Origin of the sequence: Streptomyces sp. NPDC101152 (assembly GCF_044768275.1) — a bacterium.
GTDB lineage: Bacteria > Actinomycetota > Actinomycetes > Streptomycetales > Streptomycetaceae > Streptomyces.
This window is the reverse complement of the sequence record NZ_JBIWPO010000003.1, coordinates 99,855-122,067: the sequence shown is the minus strand read 5'-3', so window position 1 is coordinate 122,067 and position 22,213 is coordinate 99,855. Positions and strand designations below refer to the sequence as shown.

At 72.9% G+C, this 22,213-nt stretch carries 16 protein-coding genes and 2 pseudogenes; 11 read left to right on the top strand and 7 right to left on the bottom strand.

Annotation, left to right across the window (positions count from 1 at the left end; all coding sequences use genetic code 11):
* The first annotated feature begins 160 nt into the window (after window positions 1–160).
* Entirely contained in the window at window positions 161–814 is a 654-nt protein-coding gene (locus ACIRVK_RS05225) for a Tat pathway signal sequence domain protein (RefSeq protein WP_404244038.1), read from the top strand.
* 18 nt (window positions 815–832) lie between these two features.
* Here the strand turns inward: ACIRVK_RS05225 and ACIRVK_RS05220 are convergent, their stop codons facing one another.
* Window positions 833–1,735, bottom strand: coding sequence for a lytic polysaccharide monooxygenase (locus ACIRVK_RS05220; protein WP_404244037.1), 903 nt, complete (start codon window positions 1,733–1,735; stop codon window positions 833–835).
* A 490-nt stretch (window positions 1,736–2,225) separates the two neighbouring features.
* Between ACIRVK_RS05220 and ACIRVK_RS05215 the strand changes: the two genes are divergently transcribed.
* Complete coding sequence (locus ACIRVK_RS05215; RefSeq protein WP_404244036.1) at window positions 2,226–2,873, top strand: ScbR family autoregulator-binding transcription factor; 648 nt, start codon at window positions 2,226–2,228, stop codon at window positions 2,871–2,873.
* Window positions 2,874–2,915: 42 nt separating this feature from the next.
* Window positions 2,916–4,094 carry a damage-control phosphatase ARMT1 family protein gene (locus tag ACIRVK_RS05210; RefSeq protein ID WP_404244035.1) on the top strand — a complete coding sequence of 393 codons (1,179 nt, stop codon included), beginning with the start codon at window positions 2,916–2,918 and terminating at the stop codon, window positions 4,092–4,094.
* A 6-nt stretch (window positions 4,095–4,100) separates the two neighbouring features.
* Here ACIRVK_RS05210 and ACIRVK_RS05205 read toward each other — a convergent pair whose 3' ends face one another.
* Window positions 4,101–5,363: a cytochrome P450 gene (locus tag ACIRVK_RS05205; protein ID WP_404244034.1), complete on the bottom strand. Its 1,263-nt coding sequence runs from the start codon at window positions 5,361–5,363 to the stop codon at window positions 4,101–4,103.
* A 139-nt stretch (window positions 5,364–5,502) separates the two neighbouring features.
* On the opposite strand from ACIRVK_RS05205, the gene cyc2 reads away from it, so the two are divergent.
* Window positions 5,503–7,659 carry a germacradienol/geosmin synthase Cyc2 gene (cyc2, locus tag ACIRVK_RS05200; RefSeq protein ID WP_404244033.1) on the top strand — a complete coding sequence of 719 codons (2,157 nt, stop codon included), beginning with the start codon at window positions 5,503–5,505 and terminating at the stop codon, window positions 7,657–7,659.
* A 34-nt stretch (window positions 7,660–7,693) separates the two neighbouring features.
* Here cyc2 and ACIRVK_RS05195 read toward each other — a convergent pair.
* Window positions 7,694–7,873 (bottom strand): annotated as a pseudogene (locus ACIRVK_RS05195) (hypothetical protein); the annotation flags it as partial.
* On the opposite strand from ACIRVK_RS05195, the pseudogene ACIRVK_RS05190 reads away from it, so the two are divergent.
* From ACIRVK_RS05190 to ACIRVK_RS05175, 4 genes and pseudogenes are all read left to right on the top strand, one after another.
* Window positions 7,874–8,370, top strand: a pseudogene (locus ACIRVK_RS05190) (LysR substrate-binding domain-containing protein); the annotation flags it as partial.
* A 451-nt stretch (window positions 8,371–8,821) separates the two neighbouring features.
* A complete protein-coding gene (locus tag ACIRVK_RS05185; protein WP_404244032.1) occupies window positions 8,822–9,400 on the top strand; it encodes a PDZ domain-containing protein in 579 nt (192 codons plus the stop codon).
* A gap of 163 nt (window positions 9,401–9,563) precedes the next feature.
* A complete protein-coding gene (locus ACIRVK_RS05180) occupies window positions 9,564–10,691 on the top strand; it encodes an aminopeptidase P family protein (protein WP_404244030.1) in 1,128 nt (375 codons plus the stop codon).
* 47 nt (window positions 10,692–10,738) lie between these two features.
* Window positions 10,739–11,680, top strand: coding sequence for a phosphotransferase family protein (locus ACIRVK_RS05175; protein ID WP_404244029.1), 942 nt, complete (start codon window positions 10,739–10,741; stop codon window positions 11,678–11,680).
* Window positions 11,681–11,802: 122 nt separating this feature from the next.
* Here the strand turns inward: ACIRVK_RS05175 and treZ are convergent, their stop codons facing one another.
* On the bottom strand, window positions 11,803–13,548 hold the full coding sequence (treZ, locus tag ACIRVK_RS05170) for a malto-oligosyltrehalose trehalohydrolase (RefSeq protein WP_404244028.1): 1,746 nt from the start codon (window positions 13,546–13,548) through the stop codon (window positions 11,803–11,805).
* Between the two features lie 131 nt (window positions 13,549–13,679).
* On the opposite strand from treZ, the gene ACIRVK_RS05165 reads away from it, so the two are divergent.
* The 3 genes from ACIRVK_RS05165 (at window position 13,680) to ACIRVK_RS05155 (ending at window position 16,156) form a co-directional block, all read left to right on the top strand.
* Window positions 13,680–14,231, top strand: coding sequence for an FHA domain-containing protein (locus tag ACIRVK_RS05165; RefSeq protein ID WP_404244027.1), 552 nt, complete (start codon window positions 13,680–13,682; stop codon window positions 14,229–14,231).
* 129 nt (window positions 14,232–14,360) lie between these two features.
* Window positions 14,361–15,743 (top strand): M14 family zinc carboxypeptidase, encoded by a 1,383-nt coding sequence (locus ACIRVK_RS05160; protein ID WP_404244026.1) that lies wholly within the window; start codon window positions 14,361–14,363, stop codon window positions 15,741–15,743.
* The gene (locus ACIRVK_RS05155) at window positions 15,740–16,156 is read left to right on the top strand and encodes an SSI family serine proteinase inhibitor (protein ID WP_404244025.1); all 417 of its coding nucleotides are present in this window, start codon (window positions 15,740–15,742) and stop codon (window positions 16,154–16,156) included. The genes ACIRVK_RS05160 and ACIRVK_RS05155 overlap by 4 nt, the downstream gene beginning before the upstream one ends.
* Before the next feature lie 15 nt (window positions 16,157–16,171).
* On the opposite strand, the gene ACIRVK_RS05150 is transcribed toward ACIRVK_RS05155, so the two are convergent.
* The 3 genes from ACIRVK_RS05150 to glgX all read right to left on the bottom strand — a co-directional run bounded on the left by ACIRVK_RS05150 (window position 16,172) and on the right by glgX (window position 22,119).
* Window positions 16,172–17,422 carry a M14 family zinc carboxypeptidase gene (locus ACIRVK_RS05150; protein ID WP_404244024.1) on the bottom strand — a complete coding sequence of 417 codons (1,251 nt, stop codon included), beginning with the start codon at window positions 17,420–17,422 and terminating at the stop codon, window positions 16,172–16,174.
* Window positions 17,423–17,572: 150 nt separating this feature from the next.
* Complete coding sequence (gene treY, locus ACIRVK_RS05145; RefSeq protein WP_404244023.1) at window positions 17,573–19,927, bottom strand: malto-oligosyltrehalose synthase; 2,355 nt, start codon at window positions 19,925–19,927, stop codon at window positions 17,573–17,575.
* 68 nt (window positions 19,928–19,995) lie between these two features.
* Window positions 19,996–22,119, bottom strand: a complete 2,124-nt coding sequence (gene glgX / locus ACIRVK_RS05140) for a glycogen debranching protein GlgX (protein WP_404244022.1) — start codon at window positions 22,117–22,119, stop codon at window positions 19,996–19,998.
* Window positions 22,120–22,213: the final 94 nt, after the last annotated feature.

Here is a 22,213-nt window from a genome sequence, read left to right as displayed (position 1 = left end):
TTGGGGGGGGGGCCGGGGGGTGGGGGCGGGGGGGGGGTTTTTTTTATTTGTTGGGGCCCCCCCCCCCCGGCCCCCCCCCAACGCCGACTCGCTCCCCCCACTTCCAGCGACCCCCACGCCCCACCCACCCTCAACCCCCACTTCCGAAAGAGGCACTCGCATGCGCACTCGCACCCTCCTCACCCTCGTCGGCACCGTCGCCGCCCTCTCCATCCCGGCCGCCATGCCGGCGTCGGCGGCCGACACCCCGGTCCTGACCACCGGCTCCACCGGCGGCACCCCCGTCGCCGTCGGTGACGTCCTGACCGCGCCCCTGGCCAGCGGCACCACCGCCACGCTGTACTCCAGCGCGACCGGTACCAGCGGCGTGAGCTGCAAGTCGTCGACGTTCACCGCCACGGTCACGGACAACCCCTCCGCGCCGGGCACCGCCACCGAGTCCGTCGGCGGGCAGACCTTCGACAGCAGCAGCTGCACCAGCAACGTCCTCGGTGTCACGGGCGTCACCAGCATCACGGTCGACAACCTGCCGTACACCACCACCGTGGCCTCCGACGGCACCCTGTCCGTGGCGCCCGGGAGCGGCTCCACCATCCAGACCACGGTCAAGCTGAAGACCCTGCTGGGCAGCATCACCTGCGTCTACCAGGCCCCCAGCCTGACCGGCACGGCGAGCAACGGTGACACCAGCATCAACTTCACCAACCAGCAGTTCACCAAGACGTCCGGCTCTTCGCTCTGCTTCAGCAGCGGCTACTTCACCGCCAAGTACGCCCCGGTGAGCGACAACGGCGCGCCGGTCTTCGTCAACTGACCTTCGCGGTCGTACGGTTCAGCGTCGACGCAGACGCAGGGCCAGGGCGGCGCCCCCGGTGAGTACCAGCACCGCGGCGGCGCCGCCCGCCAGCAGTGGCGCGGACGGGCCTGAGTCCGCGGTCTCGGTGGAGGCGACGGGAGTGCTGTCGGGTTGCGACGGCACCGAAGTCGCCTCCGCTGCCGTCTGCGTGGGGCTCGCCTGGATACGGTCCTTTCCGGCCGTCGGCGACGGGGTGCTGCCACTCGCCGGCGTCGTTGCCGCCGTGCCGCTGCCCCTCGCCGCCCCGAACACCACGTCCGAGCAGGAGTAGTACGTGTCCGGCGTGCTGCTGGTCTGCCAGATCGTGAAGAGCACGTGACGCCCGGCGCGGTCCGCCGGGAGCTTCGCCGTGAGGTGGTACGCGCCGCCCGTCAGTGCCGGGTCCTTGACGGATGCGAACGGCTGGGCGGGCAGTTCGGACCAGGTCAGCTGCTTCGTGGGGTCGTAACCCGGCTTGGTGAGGAAGAACTTGAAGGTTCCCTGGTGCGGGATCGGCGCCGCGTACGTCATTTTCAGCGTCGCGCCCGGTGCCAGGCTCGTCGACGGCCAGTCGGAGCGGGCGAGGTCGAGACCCTTGAAGTCCGGCAGTCCGCCGCTGCACAGCTTTCCGTCCGGGATGGTCTGACGGTCCCGCCCGTTCACGTCCGAGACCCTTACGTTGTCCCAGAAGGTGAACGGGGCGCCGTTCGCGGCGACCGCCGCCTTACAGGCCGCCGACTTCGCGTTCGCCCCGCCGTCCGGGGAGCAGGCGTAGGCGCGGCTGACCGGATCCGTCGGCGCGCCGTGCGCCTGCGCCGGGCTCGCTGCCCACAGCGGCAGCAGGAACGGGGTCACGAGGGCGGCCGTCAGGGCGGTGCGGTGTGCGGTCATCCGGGCCATCCGGAACGTCTCCTCGGCCGACTGGGGACAGGCGGGAACAGGCTGCTCCTGTGGAGTACGCGAAATCGCGCCAGTTCGTTCACTCACGCCCCGGCACCGGGGTCGTCCGCTGCCCGTTCGCTCCGGGGAACGTCGACGTTTCCGCAAGTGGCCTCGTATCACTCCGAGTTGGTGTAAGCCCACGTCCCATTGGCAAACCAACCGGTCGCCTCGTACTGTTGTGCCTGCGTCCGCTGTGGGGGGAGCGAGGAGGGGGCATGCCTCAACCGACCAGGTGACACGTGTCGCGGTATGCCCGCGACGTGGACGGCCGTACCGCATACGCTGCCTTCCTCGGAGATGTCCGGCGCGCCCCCAACTCCCGCCCGGGCAACGCCGGTCGCCCTTGAGTAAATATGCCAACGGCGCCGTCACGCGGTGAGTTATCGTGTACGGAGAGTGAGAAACATACTGCTCAACCCGTTTTCCCAGCCCCAGGAGTGTTCAGCCGATGGTGAGGCAGTTACGTGCCGAACAGACCCGCGCGACGATCATCACGGCCGCAGCAGACCTGTTCGACCGTCACGGCTATGAGTCGACCAGCCTGAGCGACATCGTCGAGCACGCCCAGGTCACCAAGGGCGCTCTGTACTTCCACTTCGCGGCGAAGGAGGACCTCGCGCACGCCATCATGGAACTCCAGGCGCGGGCCTCGCGCGAGGTCACCAGGGAACTGGAGGGGCGGGGCTACTCCTCGCTGGAGACCCTGATCCGCGTCACCTTCGGCATCTCCCGCCTGTCCGTGGAGGGTCCCGTTCAGCGGGCCGGACTCCGCCTCGCCACCGGCACGGTCGAGGTGCGCCCGCCGCTCACCCATCCCTTCACCGAGTGGCGCGACCTCGCCTCCCGCAAACTCCACGGCGCCGCCAAGGAGTCCGACATCCACCCGGACATCGACATAGAGGCCACCGCCCACGCCCTCGTCAGCTGGTTCGTCGGCACCCGCGTCGTGGGCCGTCACCTGGAGCCCGTCGCCCGCCAGCCGCGCCGCGTCGCCGAGATGTGGCACGTCATGATCCGCGGCCTGGTCCCGGTGACCCGCCGCGCCCGCTACCTGAACCTCACCGCCCGACTGGAACGCGAGATCAGAAGCGTCTGAGGCGCGAAGCCCCGACCGGTCGCAGGCCCTAGGGTGAGGCGCATGCCCGACACCCCGTCCGCGCCCGTGATCCTCGGCAACGAGCCGGGTTCGTTCCCGCATAGCGTCCTCGCCGAGCGGCATCCCGCGATCATCCGGCAGGTACGGGAGGCCTTCCCGTACGGTCCCGCCCAGCACCGCGCCCTCGACGCGCTCCTCGCGAACTGCGTCGACGGAGCGGTCGAATCCCTCCCGCCCGATGCGCACGACCGCGACCGCTGGACGCGCTGGGGCCTCGCCGAGTACGTCGGCCGTTCCTGGTACGACCTGCCCTGGCTCTGGTCGGAGAGCTACTTCTACCGCCAACTCCTGGACGCCGTCGGCTACTTCACGCCCGGCCCCTGGCAGGGCATCGACCCCTTCCGCCCCTCCAAGCTGGCCGAGCTCGACGCGTCGGAGACGGCCGGGGAACTCGCCGCCCTGGACGACCTCGCCGACCTGACCGCCGACGAACAGGCACGGTCCCTGCTGCACGGCTCCCTCTGGGGCAACCGCGCCGACCTCGGCTTCCGCCTCTCCGACGCGAGCGCCGACGCCAAGGAGGCCGCCCCCGGCCTGGTCGCCGACGACAGCGAACTCCTGTGGTCCCTGCTGCCACCCTCCGGGGCGGCCACCCTCTCCCTGATCGCGGACAACGCGGGCCGAGAACTCATCCCGGACCTGCTCCTCATCGCCCATCTCCTCGACCGGGGCCGCATCCGGGGCGCCGTCCTGCACGTCAAGCCGTACCCGTACTACGTCTCCGACGCCACGACCGTGGACGTCCTTGACGCGCTGCGGCGGCTGACCGGGGCGCCGGGCGCGGCGGCCTCGTACGGCCGGATCCTGTGGGCGGCGATGACCGACGGCCGGCTCACCCTGCGCGCCCACCCCTTCGCAGCCGCCCCGCTGCCCTTCGCGGACCTGCCCGACGACCTCCGCGACGACCTGGCCACGACCACGCTGACCATCGTGAAGGGCGACCTCAACTACCGGCGCCTGGTGGGCGATCGCCGCTGGCCGCCCACCACCCCGTTCGCCGACGTGACCACCCGGTTCCCCACCCCGGTGGCCGCCCTGCGCACCCTCAAGTCCGACGTGATCACCGGTCTCGACGCCGGCACGGAGGCCGCGCTGGTGGCCGCGGAGGGCCGGCGCTGGCGGACCGGCGGGACCCATGCGCTGATCCAGGTGCGCGGGTGAGCCGCATCAAGTCAGCTGTACGGGGAGGGACTTGATGCCGTTGATGAAGTTCGACACCAGCCGCCCGGCCGGGCCCGCCGTCCGCAGCACCGGCAGGGCGCGCACCGTCTCCTCGTAGAGGACCCGTAGTTGCAGCCGGGCGAAGTGGGCGCCCAGGCAGACGTGGGGTCCGTCGCCGAAGGACACGTGCGGGTTCGGCGTGCGGGTCAGGTCGAGCCGGTCCGGGTCCGCGAAGACGCGTTCGTCCCGGTTGGCGGAGGCGTGGAAGACGACCACCTTGTCCCCGGCGCGGATGCGGCGGCCCGCGAGGGTCGCGTCCGCGGCGGCGGTGCGGCGGAAGGTGAGCACGGGTGGGTGCCAGCGGAGCAACTCGTCCACGGAAGTGGAGAGTTCGGCCTTTCCCGCGCGGAGCAGGTCGTACGCCTCCGGGTGCTCGGCCAGCGCCAGGAGGCCGCCCGGAGCCGCGCTGCGGACGGTGTCGTTGCCGGCGACCGTGAGCAGGAAGAAGAACATCTCCAGTTCGGCGTCGGACAGTTCGGTGTCCTGGGCGAGCACGGTCATCACGTCGTCGGCGGGGCGGCGGCGTTTGCGCTCGGCCAACTCCTGTGCGTAGGCGAACATGTCGCCCAGGGCGGCGGGGGAGCGGGGGTTGACCGGGCGGCCGGCCGCGTCGCGTACGGCTGGGCCCGCCTCGTCCGGGTCCTGGTAGCCGATGACGCGCCGTGTCCAGTGCAGCAGCAGGCCGCGGTCCCCGTCGGGGACGCCCAGCAGGTCGGAGAGGTTGAGGAGGGCGTAGTCGTCGGTGACGGCGGCCACGAGGTCGATCGTGCCGTCGGTCTCCCGGGCCGTCCGCACGGCCCGCGCGAGCAGGTCACGGGCCCGCTCCCGGGCCACCGCGGTGAACCGGTCGACGCGTCCCGGTACGAAGGCTCGGCTGACCAGGCGCCGCGACCTGCCGTGCCGCGGCGGATCCTGGTTGAGCATCATGCGCCGGATGAACGGCAGGTCGGCCGGGTCGGGGTCACGGATCTGGGTGGCGCCCAGACGGGAGGAGTACGTCTCCGGGTCCTTCAGCACCCGTACGACGTCCGCGTGCCGGGTCACCGCCCAGAACCCGGGGCCGGCCGGCCACCCCAGTACCTCGGGCTCGTCCTGCCAGGCCACGGGGTGATGGTCGCGCAGCAACCGGTAGGCGGCGTGGGGCACCCCGGCGGCGTACCGCCGCGGATCGAAGACGTCCGGGACGGGCGGGGCCTCGTACGCTGTCATAGGACCACCGTGACGTGAGGGCCGGGGCCCGGCAAGGGAACGCCTGCGCACTGTTCCCGGTTTCCGCTCGATTCACGCGATGGTGTGATCATGTCCCGGCTCGTGGGTGCCGTCGAAGGGGCCTGGGTAGGGCCCGGCCATGACGCAGCAGCCCTTCGAACTCCCGCACTTCTACATGCCGTACCCCGCGCGGCTGAACCCCCATGTCGACGAGGCGCGCGCCCACTCGACCGCGTGGGCGCGCGAGATGGGCATGCTGGAGGGGTCGGGGATCTGGGAGCAGTCCGACCTGGACGCGCACGACTACGGACTGCTCTGCGCCTACACCCACCCCGACTGCGACGGCCCCGCGCTCTCCCTGATCACCGACTGGTACGTGTGGGTCTTCTTCTTCGACGACCACTTCCTGGAGACCTTCAAGCGCACCCAGGACCGCGTCGGCGGCAAGGCCTACCTGGACCGTCTTCCGCTGTTCATGCCGATGGACCTCACGACCCCGATGCCCGAGGCGCGAAACCCGGTCGAGGCGGGCCTCGCCGACCTGTGGACGCGCACCGTGCCGTCGATGTCGGCCGACTGGCGGCGCCGTTTCGCCGTGGCGACCGAGCACCTTCTCAACGAGTCCCTGTGGGAGCTGTCCAACATCAACGAGGGACGGATCGCGAACCCCGTCGAGTACATCGAGATGCGCCGCAAGGTCGGCGGCGCGCCCTGGTCGGCGGGGCTCGTGGAGTACGCGACGGCGGAGGTCCCGGCGTCCGTCGCCGGCTCGCGGCCCCTGAGGGTCCTGATGGAGACCTTCTCCGACGCCGTGCACCTGCGCAACGACCTGTTCTCCTACCAGCGTGAGGTCGAGGACGAGGGCGAGCTCAGCAACGGGGTGCTCGTGCTGGAGACCTTCTTCGGCTGCACCACCCAGGAGGCCGCCGACACCGTCAACGACGTGCTGACCTCCCGGCTCCACCAGTTCGAGCACACCGCGCTCACCGAGGTCCCGGCACTGGCCCTGGACAACGGCCTCACCCCGCCGGAGGTCGCCGCCGTCGCCAGGTACACGCAGGGACTGCAGGACTGGCAGTCCGGCGGCCACGAATGGCACCTGCGCTCCAGCCGCTACATGAACGCCCGCGCCCGTGCCACCACCCCGTGGCACGGCCCGACCGGCCCCGGCACGTCCGCCGCCGACGTCGGCGCACTGCTCGCGGCGGCCGGCGCCGAGCGCCTGCGCGCGTACACGCACGTGCCGTACCAGAAGGTCGGCCCGTCCCTGCTGCCCGACTTCCCCATGCCCTTCCAGGTCGAGCTGAGCCCGCACCTGCCCGGCGCCCGCGAGCGCCTGACGGGCTGGCTGCACGGTATGGGCATGCTCCAGGAGGGCGTCTGGGACGAGGACCGGCTCGCCGCCGCCGACCTGCCCCTGTGCGCGGCCGGCCTCGACCCGGACGCCACACCCGAGGCCCTCGACCTCAGCTCGCAGTGGCTCGCCTGGGGCACGTACGGCGACGACTACTACCCCCTGGTGTACGGCCACCGCCGCGACCTGGCCGCCGCCCGCCTGACCACCCGGCGTCTGTCGGACTGCATGCCCGTCGACGGCGAACCGGTGCCGGTGCCGGTCAACGGCATGGAACGCGGCCTGATCGACCTGTGGGCCCGCACCACGGCCGAGATGACCCCCGACGAACGGCGCTTCCTCAAGGACGCCGTCGACGTGATGACCGAGAGCTGGGTGTGGGAGCTGTCCAACCAGTTGCAGAACCGCATCCCCGACCCGGTCGACTACCTGGAGATGCGCCGCGCCACCTTCGGCTCCGACCTCACCCTCAGCCTGTGCCGGACGGGTCATGGCCCCGCCGTCCCGCCCGAGGTCCACCGCAGCGGCCCGGTCCGCTCCCTGGAGAACGCGGCCGTGGACTACGCCTGCCTCCTCAACGACGTCTTCTCGTACCAGAAGGAGATCGAGTACGAGGGCGAGATCCACAACGCGATCCTCGTCGTGCAGAACTTCTTCGGCATCGACTACCCGGCCGCGCTGTCCGTCGTCCACGACCTGATGACCCAGCGCATGCAGCAGTTCCAGCACGTCGCCGCCAACGAACTGCCCGTCGTCTACGACGACTTCGACCTCTCGCCGGAGGCCCGCGAGGTCATGCGCGGCTATGTGACGGACCTGGAGAACTGGATGGCCGGCATCCTCAACTGGCACCGGTCGGTGGACCGTTACAAGTCCGGCTACCTCGCCCACCGCACCCACGGCTTCCTGCCGGATCCCCGGGCGGCCCTGGCGGCCCACTGAGACGACGGCCCGGCGCACGGCCGGCACACGGAGGTCACACGGGCTGGGCCTTCGCCCGCGCCGCGTGGTCCACAGCGGCCCGCGCCAGTGCCCGGATCATCGGGTGCGGGCGCGGGCCGTCCTCGTACAGCTCCGGCTGGAACAGGGAGGCGAGGAAGAAGGGGTGGCCGGGGAGTTCGGCCATGCGGACGTGGCCGTCCTCGTCCTGTCCGGACTGCTCACCCGTCGCCCCGTCGTCCCGACCGTGGCCAAAGAGCGGCCACTGGCCCACGCCGGCCCGCTGCTGCGTCTGGAGGCGGCCCGGGCCGACGTCTACGGACCGCCGCCGCTCCCGCCGACGTGCTCACGCTCGCCGCCGCCCCCACCGCGCTCACCCCGGCGGCCATCGCCGCACTCCCGGTCGCCGGCGTGACGCTCCGCGTGATGCCCCGCCACGAGATCCCGGCCGCCGTCGCCACCGGCGCCGCGGACCTGGGCCTGGTCGACGGCCTGGCCGCCCCCAGCGACCCGTTGCGGCTGCCCGACGTTGCCCCGCTGACCACACGGGGCGCGGGGGAGGCTCCCGTCTGTGTCCTCCTCCCGGCCGGCCACCCCCTGGCTCGCCGCCCCGGCCTGCGCCTCGGCGACCTCGCCGACGCCCTCTGGATCGACGCACCCGACGTGGGCCTGCCGCTCACCCACCTCCGCGCCGCCAACGACGGCCGGGGCTTCGGGGCCCTTCTGGCGGATCTCCGCGGCGTCGCGACGCCCGGCACGCACTCCCCCACTCCCGGCTGCGCTCGAGCGGGAGGGGCCCCCACGACGCCGCTCCTACCTCCACGGAGATCCGTCAGAAGGGCCCTGAGCCCGCCCTGCGCTACGACGGCGCCGACGTCCGCACCCTCGCCCTCGCCGCCGCGGGCCGCGGCCTGACCCTGCTGCCCGCGCCGGCGGCCACCGGCGTGCCCGGCACGTCGGCAGTCCGCCTCACCCACCCGCGCGTCGTGCACCGGACCCAACTGGTGTACCTGGGCGCACCCGCCGGGCGGCGGCGACGCTGGCGCGGGTGCTGGGCGCCCTCGGGGAGCAGCCGCCTTCCCGCCTCGGACCGCAGGTCAGTCTCACTCGTTCGTGGCTCGTCGTGCGCCGGTGCTCCGGGTAGTGCTCCAGCCGGAGGCGATCCATGGAACAGACAGCGTTGCGACCCAAGCCGATGCCCGGCCGGGACCCGGGGGCCGGCGACCGGCCCGGCACCCCGCCCCGTCGTCCGCACGCCGTGCGGCGCAGGGCCCGGCGGCTCAGGGCCGTGCTCTTCGGCCTGTTCGTCGGGACGGTCCTGGTGCTGTCCGGCGTCGGCATCGGCGCCGTGGGCGTCACCGTGATCGGCATGGGCAAGCTCGCCGACCTGCAGCGCTGGGCACACCTGACGTCGGCGGCGCACCCCGGCCCGCCGTCGCCCACGGCGTCCCCGAGCCCATCCGCGTCCCCGGCGCCCGCCGTCGCGACCCTCGGCATCGAGGCCGTCGACGCGCAGAAGCCGGGAGCGCTGATCGTCGGCGTCCACGTGCCCGGCCCGGCCTTCACGGCGGGCCTGGTCCGCGGCGACGTCCTGCTCGCGTTCGACCGGACCCGCATCGACACCGCCGCCGACCTGGCCCGCACCGTCGCGCACGCACACCCCGGCGTCGAGGTCACCCTGACCGTCCGTCACCGCGGCGGGGGCTACCAGCAGCTGACGGCCGTACCCGGAGTCGTCACCTGACCCCGGGCGAGCCCAGCACCTGGCCGGCGGACGGACTTCGAGCCCACGAACTCGACCGGTCGGGGCACCCCAAGACCCGCAGACCGGTCGCGCCGCCCCGGCTGTCCGGGCAGGATGCTGCCCGTAGTCCCTTGTGGTCCCTTCACCGCCCACGGAGGCCCGGATGACCGGCAGTAATCTCGCGCCCTTCACCGCCGACGACTACCGGGCCCGGATGGACCGCGCCGCGCGCGCCGCCGCCGACGTGGGCCTGGCCGGGCTCCTCGTGGCTCCCGGCCCGGACCTGGTGTGGCTGACCGGCTACGCACCCCCCGCGGCCACCGAACGGCTCACCCTGCTGGTGCTCGCCCACGGCCGCTCGCCCGTCCTGATCGTCCCGACGCTGGAGGCCCCCGACGCCGCGCAGGCGCCCGGGACGTCCGCGCTGAGTCTGCGGGACTGGACCGACGGCAAGGACCCCTACGCCGCCACCGCCGCCCTCCTCGACGTCAGCGGCCGCTTCGGCATCAGCGACAACGCCTGGGCGATGCACCTGCTCGGCCTGCAGCGGGCGCTGCCCGGCACCAGCTACGCCCCCCTCACCGAGGCCCTGCCGATGCTGCGCGCCGTCAAGGACGCGGCGGAACTGGAACTGATGGAAGCCGCGGGCGCGGCCGCCGACGCGACGTTCGAGGAGATCAGGAAGGTGCCCTTCGCCGGCCGCACCGAGGCCGAGGTGGGCGCCGACCTCGCCGGACTGCTGCGCGGCTTCGGCCACTCCCAGGTCGACTTCACCATCGTCGCCTCCGGCCCCAACGGCGCCAACCCGCACCACGAGGTCGGCGATCGGGTCATCGAGCGCGGCGACATGGTCGTCCTCGACTTCGGCGGCCTCAAGGACGGCTACGGCTCCGACACCTCCCGCACCGTGCACGTGGGCGAGCCCACCGACGAGGAACGCCGGGTGCACGACGTGGTGCGCGAGGCGCAGGAGGCCGGGTTCCTGGCGGTGAAACCGGGTGTCGCCTGCCAGGAGGTCGACCGGGCGGCCCGCGCGGTCATCGAGCGGGCCGGGTACGGCGAGTACTTCATCCACCGCACCGGGCACGGCATCGGCGTCACCACGCACGAGCCGCCGTACATGATCGAAGGTGAACGACAGCCCCTCGTGCCCGGCATGTGCTTCTCCGTCGAGCCCGGCGTCTACCTGCCCGGCCGGTTCGGGGTACGGATCGAGGACATCGTGACGGTCACCGAGGACGGCGGCCGCCGGCTCAACAACACCGACCGCGAGATGGTCATAGTGGACTGAGCGAGCCCATGAGCCCCCGCAGACCCCCGAGTGACAACGGCGCGACCATGACCCAGGCACCGACACCCACCGTGGACACCGTCCGCCGGCTGGTCAGTTCCCTGCTCAAGGACGGCGGGGGGACCTCCGGGCCGGAGGTGCGGCCCGTCACGGAGGGCGGCGGGCACTGGACCTGGTCGGTCGGTGCCCGCCATGTGCTGCGCCTCGCCCCCGACCGCGAGGCCGCCCTGCGCCGGCGCCGGGAACTGCGCCTGCGCGACTTCGTCCGCCCGTACCTGCCGCTCGCCGTCCCGACCAGCGTGGCGCACGGCGAGTGGGCGCCGGGGCTGTCGTACACGCTCGACACCAAGGTGCCCGGCGGCACGGCGGAGGAGCACGACGTGTCCGCCGTCGGCGAGGCCGACCTCGCGGGGCTGCTCACCGGGCTGCGCGAGGTGCCCGTACGGCAGGCCGAGGCGCTCGGCGTCCCGCGCACCGCCCCGCGCTCGCTGGAGAGCCTGCGCCGGGCCGCCGAGAAGGCCGCTCACGTCCTCGCCGATGCCGACGAGTTCGACCCGGTACGGCTGCACCAGCTCAGCGCCCCGGCCGCCGTGCAGCTCGCGGCACAGCCCGGCACGGCCGTGCTCGTCCACCACGGCCTCAAGGGGGAGCGCCTCGTCGTCAGCGCCGACGGCCGGGTGCGCGGTGTCCTCGACTGGACCGACGCGGCCGTCGGCGACCCCGCCGAGGACATCGCCGGCCTCGCGGTCGCCGTCGGCTCCCCGGCCGCCGTGCGCGCCGCCACCCTCGCCGGCTACGGCGCCCGCCCCTGCCTGCGCGGCCTCTGGCTCGCCCGCTGCGACACGGTCCTCCACCTCGCCGAACACGTCGGGCACCGCGACACGGCCGCCCTGCCCCTGCTCAGGATCCAGCTCCGCCGCGCCTGGGAGCCCATCCTCCTGGAGCGCCTGACGGAACTCCGGGAAGAGCCCACGGACGAGGGCTTCTAGGGGGTGTTTTGAAAGTCCAGTGCGGTGCCCGCGGTGTTCGGTGCGTGGCCTCGGTGTGCCGGGCGCCGTGGGTGCTGTGCGGGGCTTTCAAAACACCCCCTAGTGCCGCGCCGGCCGTGTGCTCACCCCTGCAGCAGGATCACCGCCGACTCCCCGGGGACGTGCAGGACGCCGTCGGCCCCCGGGGGCTCCACCGGTTCCCATGCCGCCAGGACGTCCGCGTGGCGGGGGCCCAGGGGGATCGCCGCCGGTTCCTTCGCGAGGTTGACCGCGACGCGGACGTCGCCGCGGCGGAAGGCGATCCAGCGGGCCTCCTCGTCGTGGGCCACCTTGATGTCGCCGAGGTCAGGGTCGGTGAGGTCGGCCTGCTCGTGGCGCAGGGCGATGAGGCGGCGGTACCAGTCGAGCACGCGCGCGTGGGGCTCACGCTCCGGCTCGCTCCAGTCGAGGCAGGAACGGTCGCGGGTCGCCGGGTCCTGCGGGTCCGGCACGTCCTCCTCCGCCCACCCGTGTGCCGCGAACTCCCGGCGCCGACCCCGACGTACCGCTTCGGCGAGTTCCGGATCGGTGTGGTCGGTGAAGAACTGCCAGGGCGTCCCCGCGCCCCACTCCTCGCCCATGAACAGCATCGGAGTGAAGGGCGCCGTCAGGACGAGGGCGGCAGCGCAGGCCAGCAGCCCGGGGGAGAGGGAGGCGGACAGGCGGTCGCCCTGGGCGCGGTTGCCCACCTGGTCGTGGGTCTGGCTGTAGCCCAGCAGCCGGTGCGCGGCCACGCGCGTGGTGTCCAGCGGGCGCCCGTGGTGGCGGCCCCGGAAGCTCGAGTACGTGCCGTCGTGGAAGTAGCCGCCGGTGAGCGTCTTGGCGACCGAGGCGAGCGGCGCCCGCCCGAAGTCGGCGTAGTAGCCCTGCGCCTCGCCGGTCAGCGCGGTGTGCAGGGCGTGGTGGAAGTCGTCGTTCCACTGCGCGTCCAGGCCCAGGCCGCCCTCCGCACGCGGGGTGATCAGCCGCGGGTCGTTGAGGTCGGACTCGGCGATCAGGAACAGCGGCCGCCCCAGATCGCCCGACAGGGCGTCCACGGCCGTCGCCAGTTCCTCCAGGAAGTGGCACGCGCGCGTGTCCGCCAGCGCGTGCACCGCGTCCAGCCGCAGCCCGTCGATCCGGTAGTCCCGCAGCCAGGACAGGGCGCTCTGGACCAGGTACGCCCGCACCTCGTCCGAGCCGGGCGCGTCCAGGTTCACGGCGGAGCCCCACGGGGTGTGGTGCGTGTCCGTGAAGTACGGACCGAAGGCCGGCAGGTAGTTGCCCGAAGGCCCCAGGTGGTTGTGCACGACGTCCAGGACCACGCCCAGGCCCAGCTCGTGCGCCCGGTCGACGAACCGTTTCAGCCCCTCGGGGCCTCCGTACGGCTCGTGCACGGCCCACAGCGACACCCCCTCGTAACCCCAGCCGTGCCGCCCCGGGAAGGGGCACAGAGGCATCAACTCGACGTGGGTGACGCCCAGTTCGACGAGATGGTCCAGCCGGTCCGCGGCCGCGTCCAGGGTACCCTCGCGGGTGTACGTGCCCACGTGCAGCTCGTACAGCACCGCGCCCGGCAGCGGGCGCCCGGCCCACTCGGCGCGCCACTGGTACCGGCCCTGGTCGACGACGGCGCTCAGCCCGTCCGGTCCGTCCGGCTGCCTGCGCGAACGCGGGTCGGGCAGCACCGGGCCGTCGTCCAGTGCGAACCCGTACCGCGAGCCGTCACCCGCCGGGGCCTCGCCCCGCCACCACCCCTCCCGCTCCGGGTCGCGCTCCAACGCGCGCGTGGCGCCGTCGCACTGGAGCGTCACACGGCCGGCCTGCGGTGCCCACACCTCGAACTGCACGGACGGTTCCCCTTCGTCTGCTCATCGTGATGTAGCCCCGTCCACGGTGCTTCAAACGAGATCAACGTGCCTTTGGCTGCGGTTTTCTCGTTTCCTGGACACCCGGGGTCCACTGACCGACAATCACCAACGTGACGTCGTCCTTCGAGTTCAACACCTACCCCGCGCGGCTGTCGGACGCGGAGCGCGACAAGGCGCTGAAGGTGCTCCGTGACGGCGTCGCCATGGGACGGCTCTCGCACGACACGTTCATCCGCCGCATGGAACTCGCCCTGGCCGCGCGCCGCCCGGACGAACTCGTCGCGCTCACCGCCGACCTGCCCCAGGAGAGCCGCCTGGCCCGTCTGGTGTTCGGCAGCGTGGAGGCCGTCTCCGGCTTCACGGTACGGCTGCGCCGGGCCTGGCAGGTCGAGCGGCTGCCCAAGCTGCTGCTGCCGCACCCCGCGAGCGGCCACGCGCTGCGCATCGGACGCGATCCGGCCAACGGGCTGCGGCTGACCCACGAGACCGTCTCGCGTGTGCACGCCGAGCTGAGCCGCCAGGGAGGCATGTGGGTGCTGCGGGACCTCGGTTCCACCAACGGCACCACCGTCAACGGACGGCGGGTCATCGGTGCCGCCGTCGTCCGCGAGGGGGACCAGGTCGGCTTCGGCAGGATGTCCTTCCGGCTCGCCGCCGACTGAGTCGCACCTTAGCTTTGGCCTGAACATGACACGGCGTTGACCTGCTGTGATGGCGCAAAACCCTTCCTCGCCGCGGTGTTGACGTAACCCCCGACTCGTGACTGACTGTGCGTACGCCATGTACGTCAGGTGAACCGACGGCACGCATCGGGGAGGTGTGCCCTGCCGCCCCTCCTGCGCTATCCGACCGTCGACGAGCTCGGCGCGCGGGCCGCGGCACTCGTCGCCCGCCGCCCCCGCGACGCCCGTCTGCGCCGCGTCGGCACCTCCCGGGCCGGCACCCCCATGTGGCTGCTTTCCGTCGGTCACGGCAGCCGCCAGGCCCTCGTCGTCGCCGGACCGCACGCCAACGAACCCGTCGGCGGCGCCACCGTGCTGCGCCTTGCCGAACGCGCCCTGGCCGACCCGCGCTACACCGAGGGCGCCGACGCCACCTGGAACCTGCTGCTCTCCCTCGACCCGGACGGCCTGCGCCGCAACGAGGGATGGCTGTCGGGCCCATACACCCTCGGCCGGTACTTCCGGAACTTCTTCCGGCCCGGCTTCCACGAACAGCCCGAATGGCTGCCCGACGGGGCGGCGGCCGCCGCACTGCCGGAGACGCGCACCCTGCTCGAGCTCCAGGACGAGCTGCGGCCCTTCCTGCAGTGCTCGCTGCACGGCGTCGACGTCGGCGGCGGCTTCGTCGAGCTCACCGACGACCTGCCCGGCCTCGCCCGGCGCGTGGCCCACACCGCGGCCCGCCTCGGCATCCCGCGCGAACTGGGCTCGTACGACACCCTGTACTGGCCCGGCCTCGGCCCCGCCGTCTACCGCATTCCGCCGCCCCGGCCCGGCGACCTGGCCGCCGCCATCACCGAGGCCGCCGTCGAGTCGACCTGGTACCACCCGCACCGCTACGGCACGGTGACCGCCATCGTCGAGGCCCCCATGTGGGGCGTGGCCGCCGTGGAGGACGACTCCCCGCCCGCCGACCGGGCCGCCGTGCTGCGCACCGTCAGCCACACCCTGCGGCGCGACGCACAGCTCCTGCAACGGCTCCTCGGGCGGCTGCGCCCCCATGTGGCGGGCGCCCCGGACGCGGCCCGCCTGCTCGCCCCGGTGGACGACTATTTACTGGTCTGCCCCGGGCTCGCCGACACGTGGGACCCCGACATCGCCGACGGGGCGCGCCCGCTCCCGCCGCTGAACACCGCCCACCTGGCCGCCCTGCGCATCGCCGGACGGCGGCTCGCCCTGCGCACCGCGGGGCTGCTGCACCAGCTCGTCACCGCGTCCGGGCGCGACCCGGCCGGTGTGCTGCCCGACCTGGACCGGCTAGTCGGCGAGTGGTGCGCCGACTACCGCGACGGCTGCGGGGCGCGCTGGATCCCCGTCGCCCGCCAGGTCGAGTACCAGTCACGGGTCGTGCTGCACGCGTTCGAACTGGCCGAGCGGTACGCGCCCGCGTGCTCTCGTTCGGGTGAGTCGGGCTGGGGTTCCGGGGCCGCCGTGCCGATGCATCTGGAATGACGATCAGCACCACAACGCAGGCGGCGCGCGGCGGGCTCCTGGCGGCCGCGCTGCTCCTCGCCGCGGCGATTCCGGCGCAGGCGGCGCCCCGCCAGTTGCTCCCGGACAACTGGCTCTACCTCACCGTCACCAGGGGCGACGCCCGCTCCAGCGACACCCGCGGCACCCTGCTGATGTGCGACCCGCCCATGGGGCACACGCACGCCACCGAGGCGTGTGCCGAGCTGGCGGCGGTGGACGGCGACATCGGCTCCCTGCCGGCCAAGGACGTCATGTGCCCGATGCTCTACGCCCCGGTCACCGTGCAGGCGCGCGGCCAGTGGAGCGGACGGGAGGTCGCGTACACCCATACCTTCGCCAACACGTGCGCCATGGGGGCCCGCACGGGGGAGGTGTTCGCACTCGACGGGTGAGGGGCGGGACGGTCCCTATTCCGCCTGGTCGCGGGCGTGCAGGGCCGCGGCCACGACCGTGCGGGACTGGTGCTCGACCTGGTGCTCCAGCGGCACCCAGCGGGCGCGGAAGCGTTCGGCGAAGGCCTCGCTCCAGGTCGCCACGAGGCGTTCCAGGTGCGGGGCCGCACGGTCGTCGGTCTCCTTCAGGACCCGCAGCAGCATCGCCGCCGCCCGCAGCGGCAGCCGCCGCCCGAACGCGTCCACGCTGCCGACGTACGCCATCGTGTCGTCGGCGGGCGGTGTGTGCATCCAGTCCGCCGCCAGCCCCGGGACCAGCTCCAGCGCCCACCTCGCGGCTCGCAGCATCGGCCCGTCGACACCTTCCAGGCGCGGCAGCGCGTCACTGAGCACCCGCTCCACCTCCAGCCCGTCCCGCAGCAGCCGCCGCGCCAGCCGGCGGATCGCCGCGGCGGGCGCCGGATGCGGCGCCGGGTCGTCCACCAGGTCGCTCGCCCACATCGGCACCTCGACGACCGCCGTGAGGCCGCCGTGGCGGTGGGTGCGGTACCAGGTGCTCTGCCGCGCGTCGTCCGGCATGCTCGGGTACGCGGCCCCCGCGTCGGGCGACGGCATCACATGGACCCCGGGCCCGGAGGCGGACCAGCCCGCGGCGTCCGAGGCGCCCGTCTCCACCGGGATGTGCAGCTGCGCCGCGGACTTCGCGAACGGCTCGGCGAGCCCCGGTATGTCCTTCGTCAGCTGTACCCAGCTGCCACCCAGGTCCGTCCCGTGCAGGGTCACCTGGAGGTAGGGCCGCAGTTCGTCGATGACCGCCGTCAACGCCCGTGTCTCGGGCGGCAGGCGGTGCGGCGGCAGCACCGCCGGCGACCACTCCGGCTGCTCCTCGGCGGCCGGCCGGAAGAAACCGAGGTGGTAGTCGAGCAGGCTGCGCGGCGCCGGGGTGACATGCAGGCTCGCGCCGTCCGGGTCGGCGCACAGCAGGAAGTGCCAGGAGGTGTCGGTACGCAACTCCCGTTCCCCTACGACCCGTTCGGCAAGAGCGAGGAGGGTGGAGCCGCCGGCGGGCTCGTTGGCGTGGGCGCCGGCGACGACGAGCACGGCCCGACCGGCATGGCCCACCGACAGCAGGTGCAGGGGCCGCCCGGCCCGCGAGACGCCGACCTGTCTCAGCGTGCACAGGGCGGGCCGGTGCGCGGCCAAGGCTCCTGCGGACGAGAGGAGTTGTGCCACGGTGGGGTAGCGCAGCTGCGGCAGGAGACTCACCCCCGTCACGTCCGCCCGGCTTCGCAATCCGCAGTACCCCACGGTCTCCGTCACCTGTCAAGGTGGCCTCGGGGGAGCCTCCCGGGGGCGCCCGGAAGCATTCGCCGCCCGGCGCGTCCGCATCCACCGGACGGACGGCTCACCGCTCGGTCAGCCGGCGTCGGCCCGCTCGAGCAGCGCCACCGGCGCCGACGCGAACAGCTCCGCCACGCGCGCGTGCCCCGTGAACGCGCGTTCCGGGGCCAGGACGTCGGACCAGCGCCCCGGGGGCAGGGGCAGGACCGTGTCCCGCCAGCCGCCCGCCTCGGCGAGCCGCAGCGACAGACGCGTCACCGCCGTGACGACCTCCCCGGACCGTGCGAACGCCACGCAGTGGTCCGCGGCGGGCCCCTCGGCGGTCAGCGGCGCGTACGTCGCCGCCTCCCCGAAGGCACCGGGCCGCCGCGCCCGCAGCCGCAGGGCGGCCGCCGTGAGCGCGCCCTTGTCGCCCGGATCGTCGGGTGGGAAGGGCACCGGACGCCGGTTGTCCGGGTCGACGAGGGCCAGGTACTCGGCCTCCGTGCCCTGGTACACGTCCGGCACGCCCGGCATCGTCAGGTGCACCAGGGCCGTCCCCAGCACGTTGGCCCGGACGTGCGGTTCCAGGGCGCGGCGCAGGGCGGTGACGTGCTCGCCCGGCGCCCCGCACGGCCCCGCCGCCACGAAGGCCGCCACCGCCTCCTCGTAGGCCGGTTCCTGTTCGGTCCAGCTCGTGAAGAGCCCCGCCTCCCGCACGTGCTTCAGCAGCGCCTCCCGCACGCGTCCCGCGTCCGCCGGACCGAGCCCGAACACCGTCTGCCAGGCCGCCCAGGCCAGCTGCGCGTCCGGCACGCCCTCGCCGGTACGGGTCACCTCCGCCAGCACGTCCGCCCAGCGCCCGGGGCACTCGGTGAGCACCTCCAGGGCCGCCCGTACATCGGCGCTGCGCTTGGTGTCGTGGGTGGAGACGACCGTCCCGGTGGCCGGCCAGTCGCGCTGCACGCGCGCGCAGTACGCGTGGAACTCCTCGGGCGTGACGGCCGGGCTGCCCGGGTTGCCGCCCACCTCGTTCGCCGACAGCAGCGGCACATACCGGTAGAACGCCGTGTCCTCCACGGACTTGGCGCGCAGCGCCGACGACGTCTGTGCGAACCGGGTGCGGAACTCCACGTGCTCGGGGCCGTCACCGCCCCGGCCCAGCACCAGGTCGCGTACGACGTCGACCGCGCCGGCCTCCTCCGGGACGACGAACGCGAGCCGGGCCTCGGCGGCGGCCTCCTCGGTGACCACCAGGGCGGCGTCACCGGAGGCGTAGGGCCGGTAGACCTCCATCCGCACCAGGAGTTCCCTCAGGGCCGTGCGCAGGGCCCAGGGGGCGCGGTCGCGCAGCCCGGGGTCTGGCGAGGTGGCGCACAGCCTGCTCGCGACCCGGGTCAGCCGGTCGACCTCGGTGGCCAGCTCGTGCGTGAGGACCTTGTACGCGGCCCGCCGCACGGTCGCCGCCCAGTCCCCGCCCCGGTCCGTCTGCGGGGCCGCGAACCGCCGGTACTGGCCCAGCAGTTCCCCGCAGCCCGCCGGGTCGGTGAAGAGCCCGTCGACGTGCCGCAGGGCGTCGTAGCCGGTGGTGCCCGCGACGGGCCAGGAGGCAGGGAGGGGCTCGCCGTCCGCGAGGATCTTCTCCACCACCGTCCAGCGCCCGCCGGTCGCCTCGTGCAGCCGGTCCAGGTAGCCGTCGGGGTCGGCGAGCCCGTCCGGGTGGTCCACGCGCAGCCCGTCGACGACGCCCTCGTGCAGCAGCTGGAGGATCTTGCCGTGCGTGGCCTCGAAGACCTCCGGGTCCTCCACCCGCACGCCGATCAGCTCCGAGATGCTGAAGAAACGCCGGTAGTTCAACTCGGTCCGGGCCAGCCGCCACCACCCGGGGCGGTACCACTGCGCGTCCAGGAGCTGCGGCAGCGGCAGCCGCGCGGTGCCCTCGCGGAGCGGAAACACATGGTCGTGGTAGCGCAGCACGTCGCCGTCGACGCGCAGCTCGTCGAGGACCGAGCCGAGCGGGCCGCCGAGCACCGGCAGCAGCACCTGGCCGTCCTGCGCCTCCCAGTCGATGTCGAACCAGCGCGCGTACGGTGACTTCGGGCCCTCCCGCAGCACCTCCCACAGGGCGTGGTTGTGGCGCGGGGCCATCGCCATGTGGTTCGGCACGATGTCCACGACCAGCCCGAGCCCGTGCTTGCGCGCCGTGCGCGCCAGCGCGCGCAAGCCCTCCTCACCCCCGAGCTCCTCCCGCACGCGCGTGTGGTCGACGACGTCGTAGCCGTGCGCGGACCCCGGCACGGCCTCCAGGACCGGGGACAGGTGCAGGTGCGAGACACCGAGCGAGGCCAGGTACGGCACGGCCGCCGCCGCGGCCGGGAACGGGAACTCGGGCTGCAGCTGCAGCCGGTAGGTGGCCGTGGGCACCACGGGGTGGGATCGCTCAGATGTCATGCAGAGCTACGTACCCGCCCCGCCGCCTTTCGTGTCATCGCACCCGCCACGCGTGCGTGCCGACCGGGTCAGACCGGCCGCTGCAGCACCGTCAGGCTCCGGTCCACCAGGGTCAGCCGGTCGCCGGCCTGCACCTTCGGGCCCGTGTCGGGCGGTACTCCGTCCGGCCGTGCGGTGTCGACCACCACCTGCCACTGCCGGCCGTGATCGACCGGCACCACGAAGTCCAGCGTCTCGGGCGAGGCGTTGAACATCAGCAGGAACGAGTCGTCGGTGATCCGCTCCCCGCGCGCGCCCGGCTCGGAGATCGCGTTGCCGTTGAGGAACACGGTCAGCGCCGAGGCCCGCGCCGAGTCCCAGTCCCGCTGGGTCATCTCCTGTCCCTCCGGAGTGAACCAGGCGATGTCCGACAGCGCGTCGTGCGTGCCCTCCACCGGCCGCCCGTGGAAGAAGCGCCGCCTGCGCAGCACGGGGTGGTCCTTGCGCAGCCACACCATCGCGCGCGTGAAGGCCAGCAGCCGGCTGTCGAGCCCTTCGGAGCCCTCCTCCGGCCACTTCACCCAGGACAGCTCGTTGTCCTGGCAGTAGGCGTTGTTGTTGCCCTGCTGGGTGCGTGCGACCTCGTCGCCGTGGCTGATCATCGGCACACCCTGGGACAGCATCAGCGTGGCGATGAAGTTGCGCATCTGGCGGGCCCGCAGCTCCAGCACCGCCGGGTCGTCGGTCTCGCCCTCGGCCCCGCAGTTCCAGGACCGGTTGTGGCTCTCGCCGTCCCGGTTGTCCTCGCCGTTGGCCCGGTTGTGCTTGTCGTTGTAGGAGACCAGGTCGTGCAGGGTGAAGCCGTCGTGACAGGTGACGAAGTTGATGGAGGCCAGCGGGCGCCGCCCGTCGTCCTGGTAGAGGTCCGAGGAGCCGGTCAGCCGGGAGGCGAACTCGGCGAGCGCGCGCTGTTCGCCCCTCCACAGGTCCCGTACCGTGTCGCGGTACTTGCCGTTCCACTCGGTCCACAGCGGCGGGAAGTTGCCCACCTGGTAGCCGCCCTCGCCGACGTCCCACGGCTCGGCGATCAGCTTCACCTGCGAGACCACCGGGTCCTGCTGCACCAGGTCGAAGAACGACGACAGCCGGTCCACCTCGTGGAACTGCCGGGCCAGCGTCGCCGCGAGGTCGAAGCGGAACCCGTCGACGTGCATCTCGGTGACCCAGTACCGCAGCGAGTCCATGATCAGCTGCAGCACGTGCGGAGACCGCATGAGCAGGGAGTTCCCGGTCCCCGTCGTGTCCATGTAGTAGCGGGGATCGTCCGTGAGCCGGTAGTACTGCGGGTTGTCGATGCCCTTGAAGGACAGCGTCGGGCCCAGATGGTTGCCCTCGGCCGTGTGGTTGTAGACCACGTCCAGGATGACCTCGATGCCCGCCTCGTGCAGCGCCCGGACCGCCGACTTGAACTCCAGGACCTGCTGGCCGCGGTCGCCCCAGGAGGCGTAGGCGTTGTGCGGGGCGAAGAAGCCGATCGTGTTGTAGCCCCAGTAGTTGTTCAGGCCCATGTCGACCAGCCGGTGGTCGTTGACGAACTGGTGGACCGGCATCAGCTCCAGCGTGGTGACGCCCAGCTCCACCAGGTGCTCGATGATCGCCGGGTGCGCGAGCGCCGCGTAGGTGCCGCGCAGCTCCTCCGGCAGCCCCGGGTGCCGCATGGTCAGGCCCTTCACATGGGCCTCGTAGATCACCGTCTCGTGGTAGCCGCGCCGCGGCCGGCGGTCGTCACCCCAGTCGAAGTACGGGTTGACCACGACCGACGTCATCGTGTGCGGCGCCGAGTCCAGGTCGTTGCGCTCCTCGGGCGCGTCGAAGTGGTAGCCGTACACCTCCTCGCCCCAGCGGATCGAACCGCTGATCGCACGCGCGTACGGGTCGAGCAGCAGCTTCGCCGAGTTGCAGCGCAGACCGCGCCCGGGGTCGTACGGCCCGTGCACCCGGAAGCCGTACCGCTGTCCCGGCATGACTCCCGGCACGTACGCGTGCCGGACGAACGCGTCGCTCTCGCGCAGTTCCACCGCCGTCTCCGAGCCGTCGTCGTGCAGCAGACACAGCTCTACTCGGTCCGCGGCCTCCGTGAAGACCGCGAAGTTGGTGCCGGCGCCGTCGTACGTGGCACCGAGCGGATACGCCTCGCCAGGCCAGACCTGCATGGATACGACTCTTTCAGGTGCAGAGCGCCCCTGTGGGCGCCTTGGCGTCGAGTGTCCCCGAAAGTGATGGAACCACCTATGACTTACGTCCCTC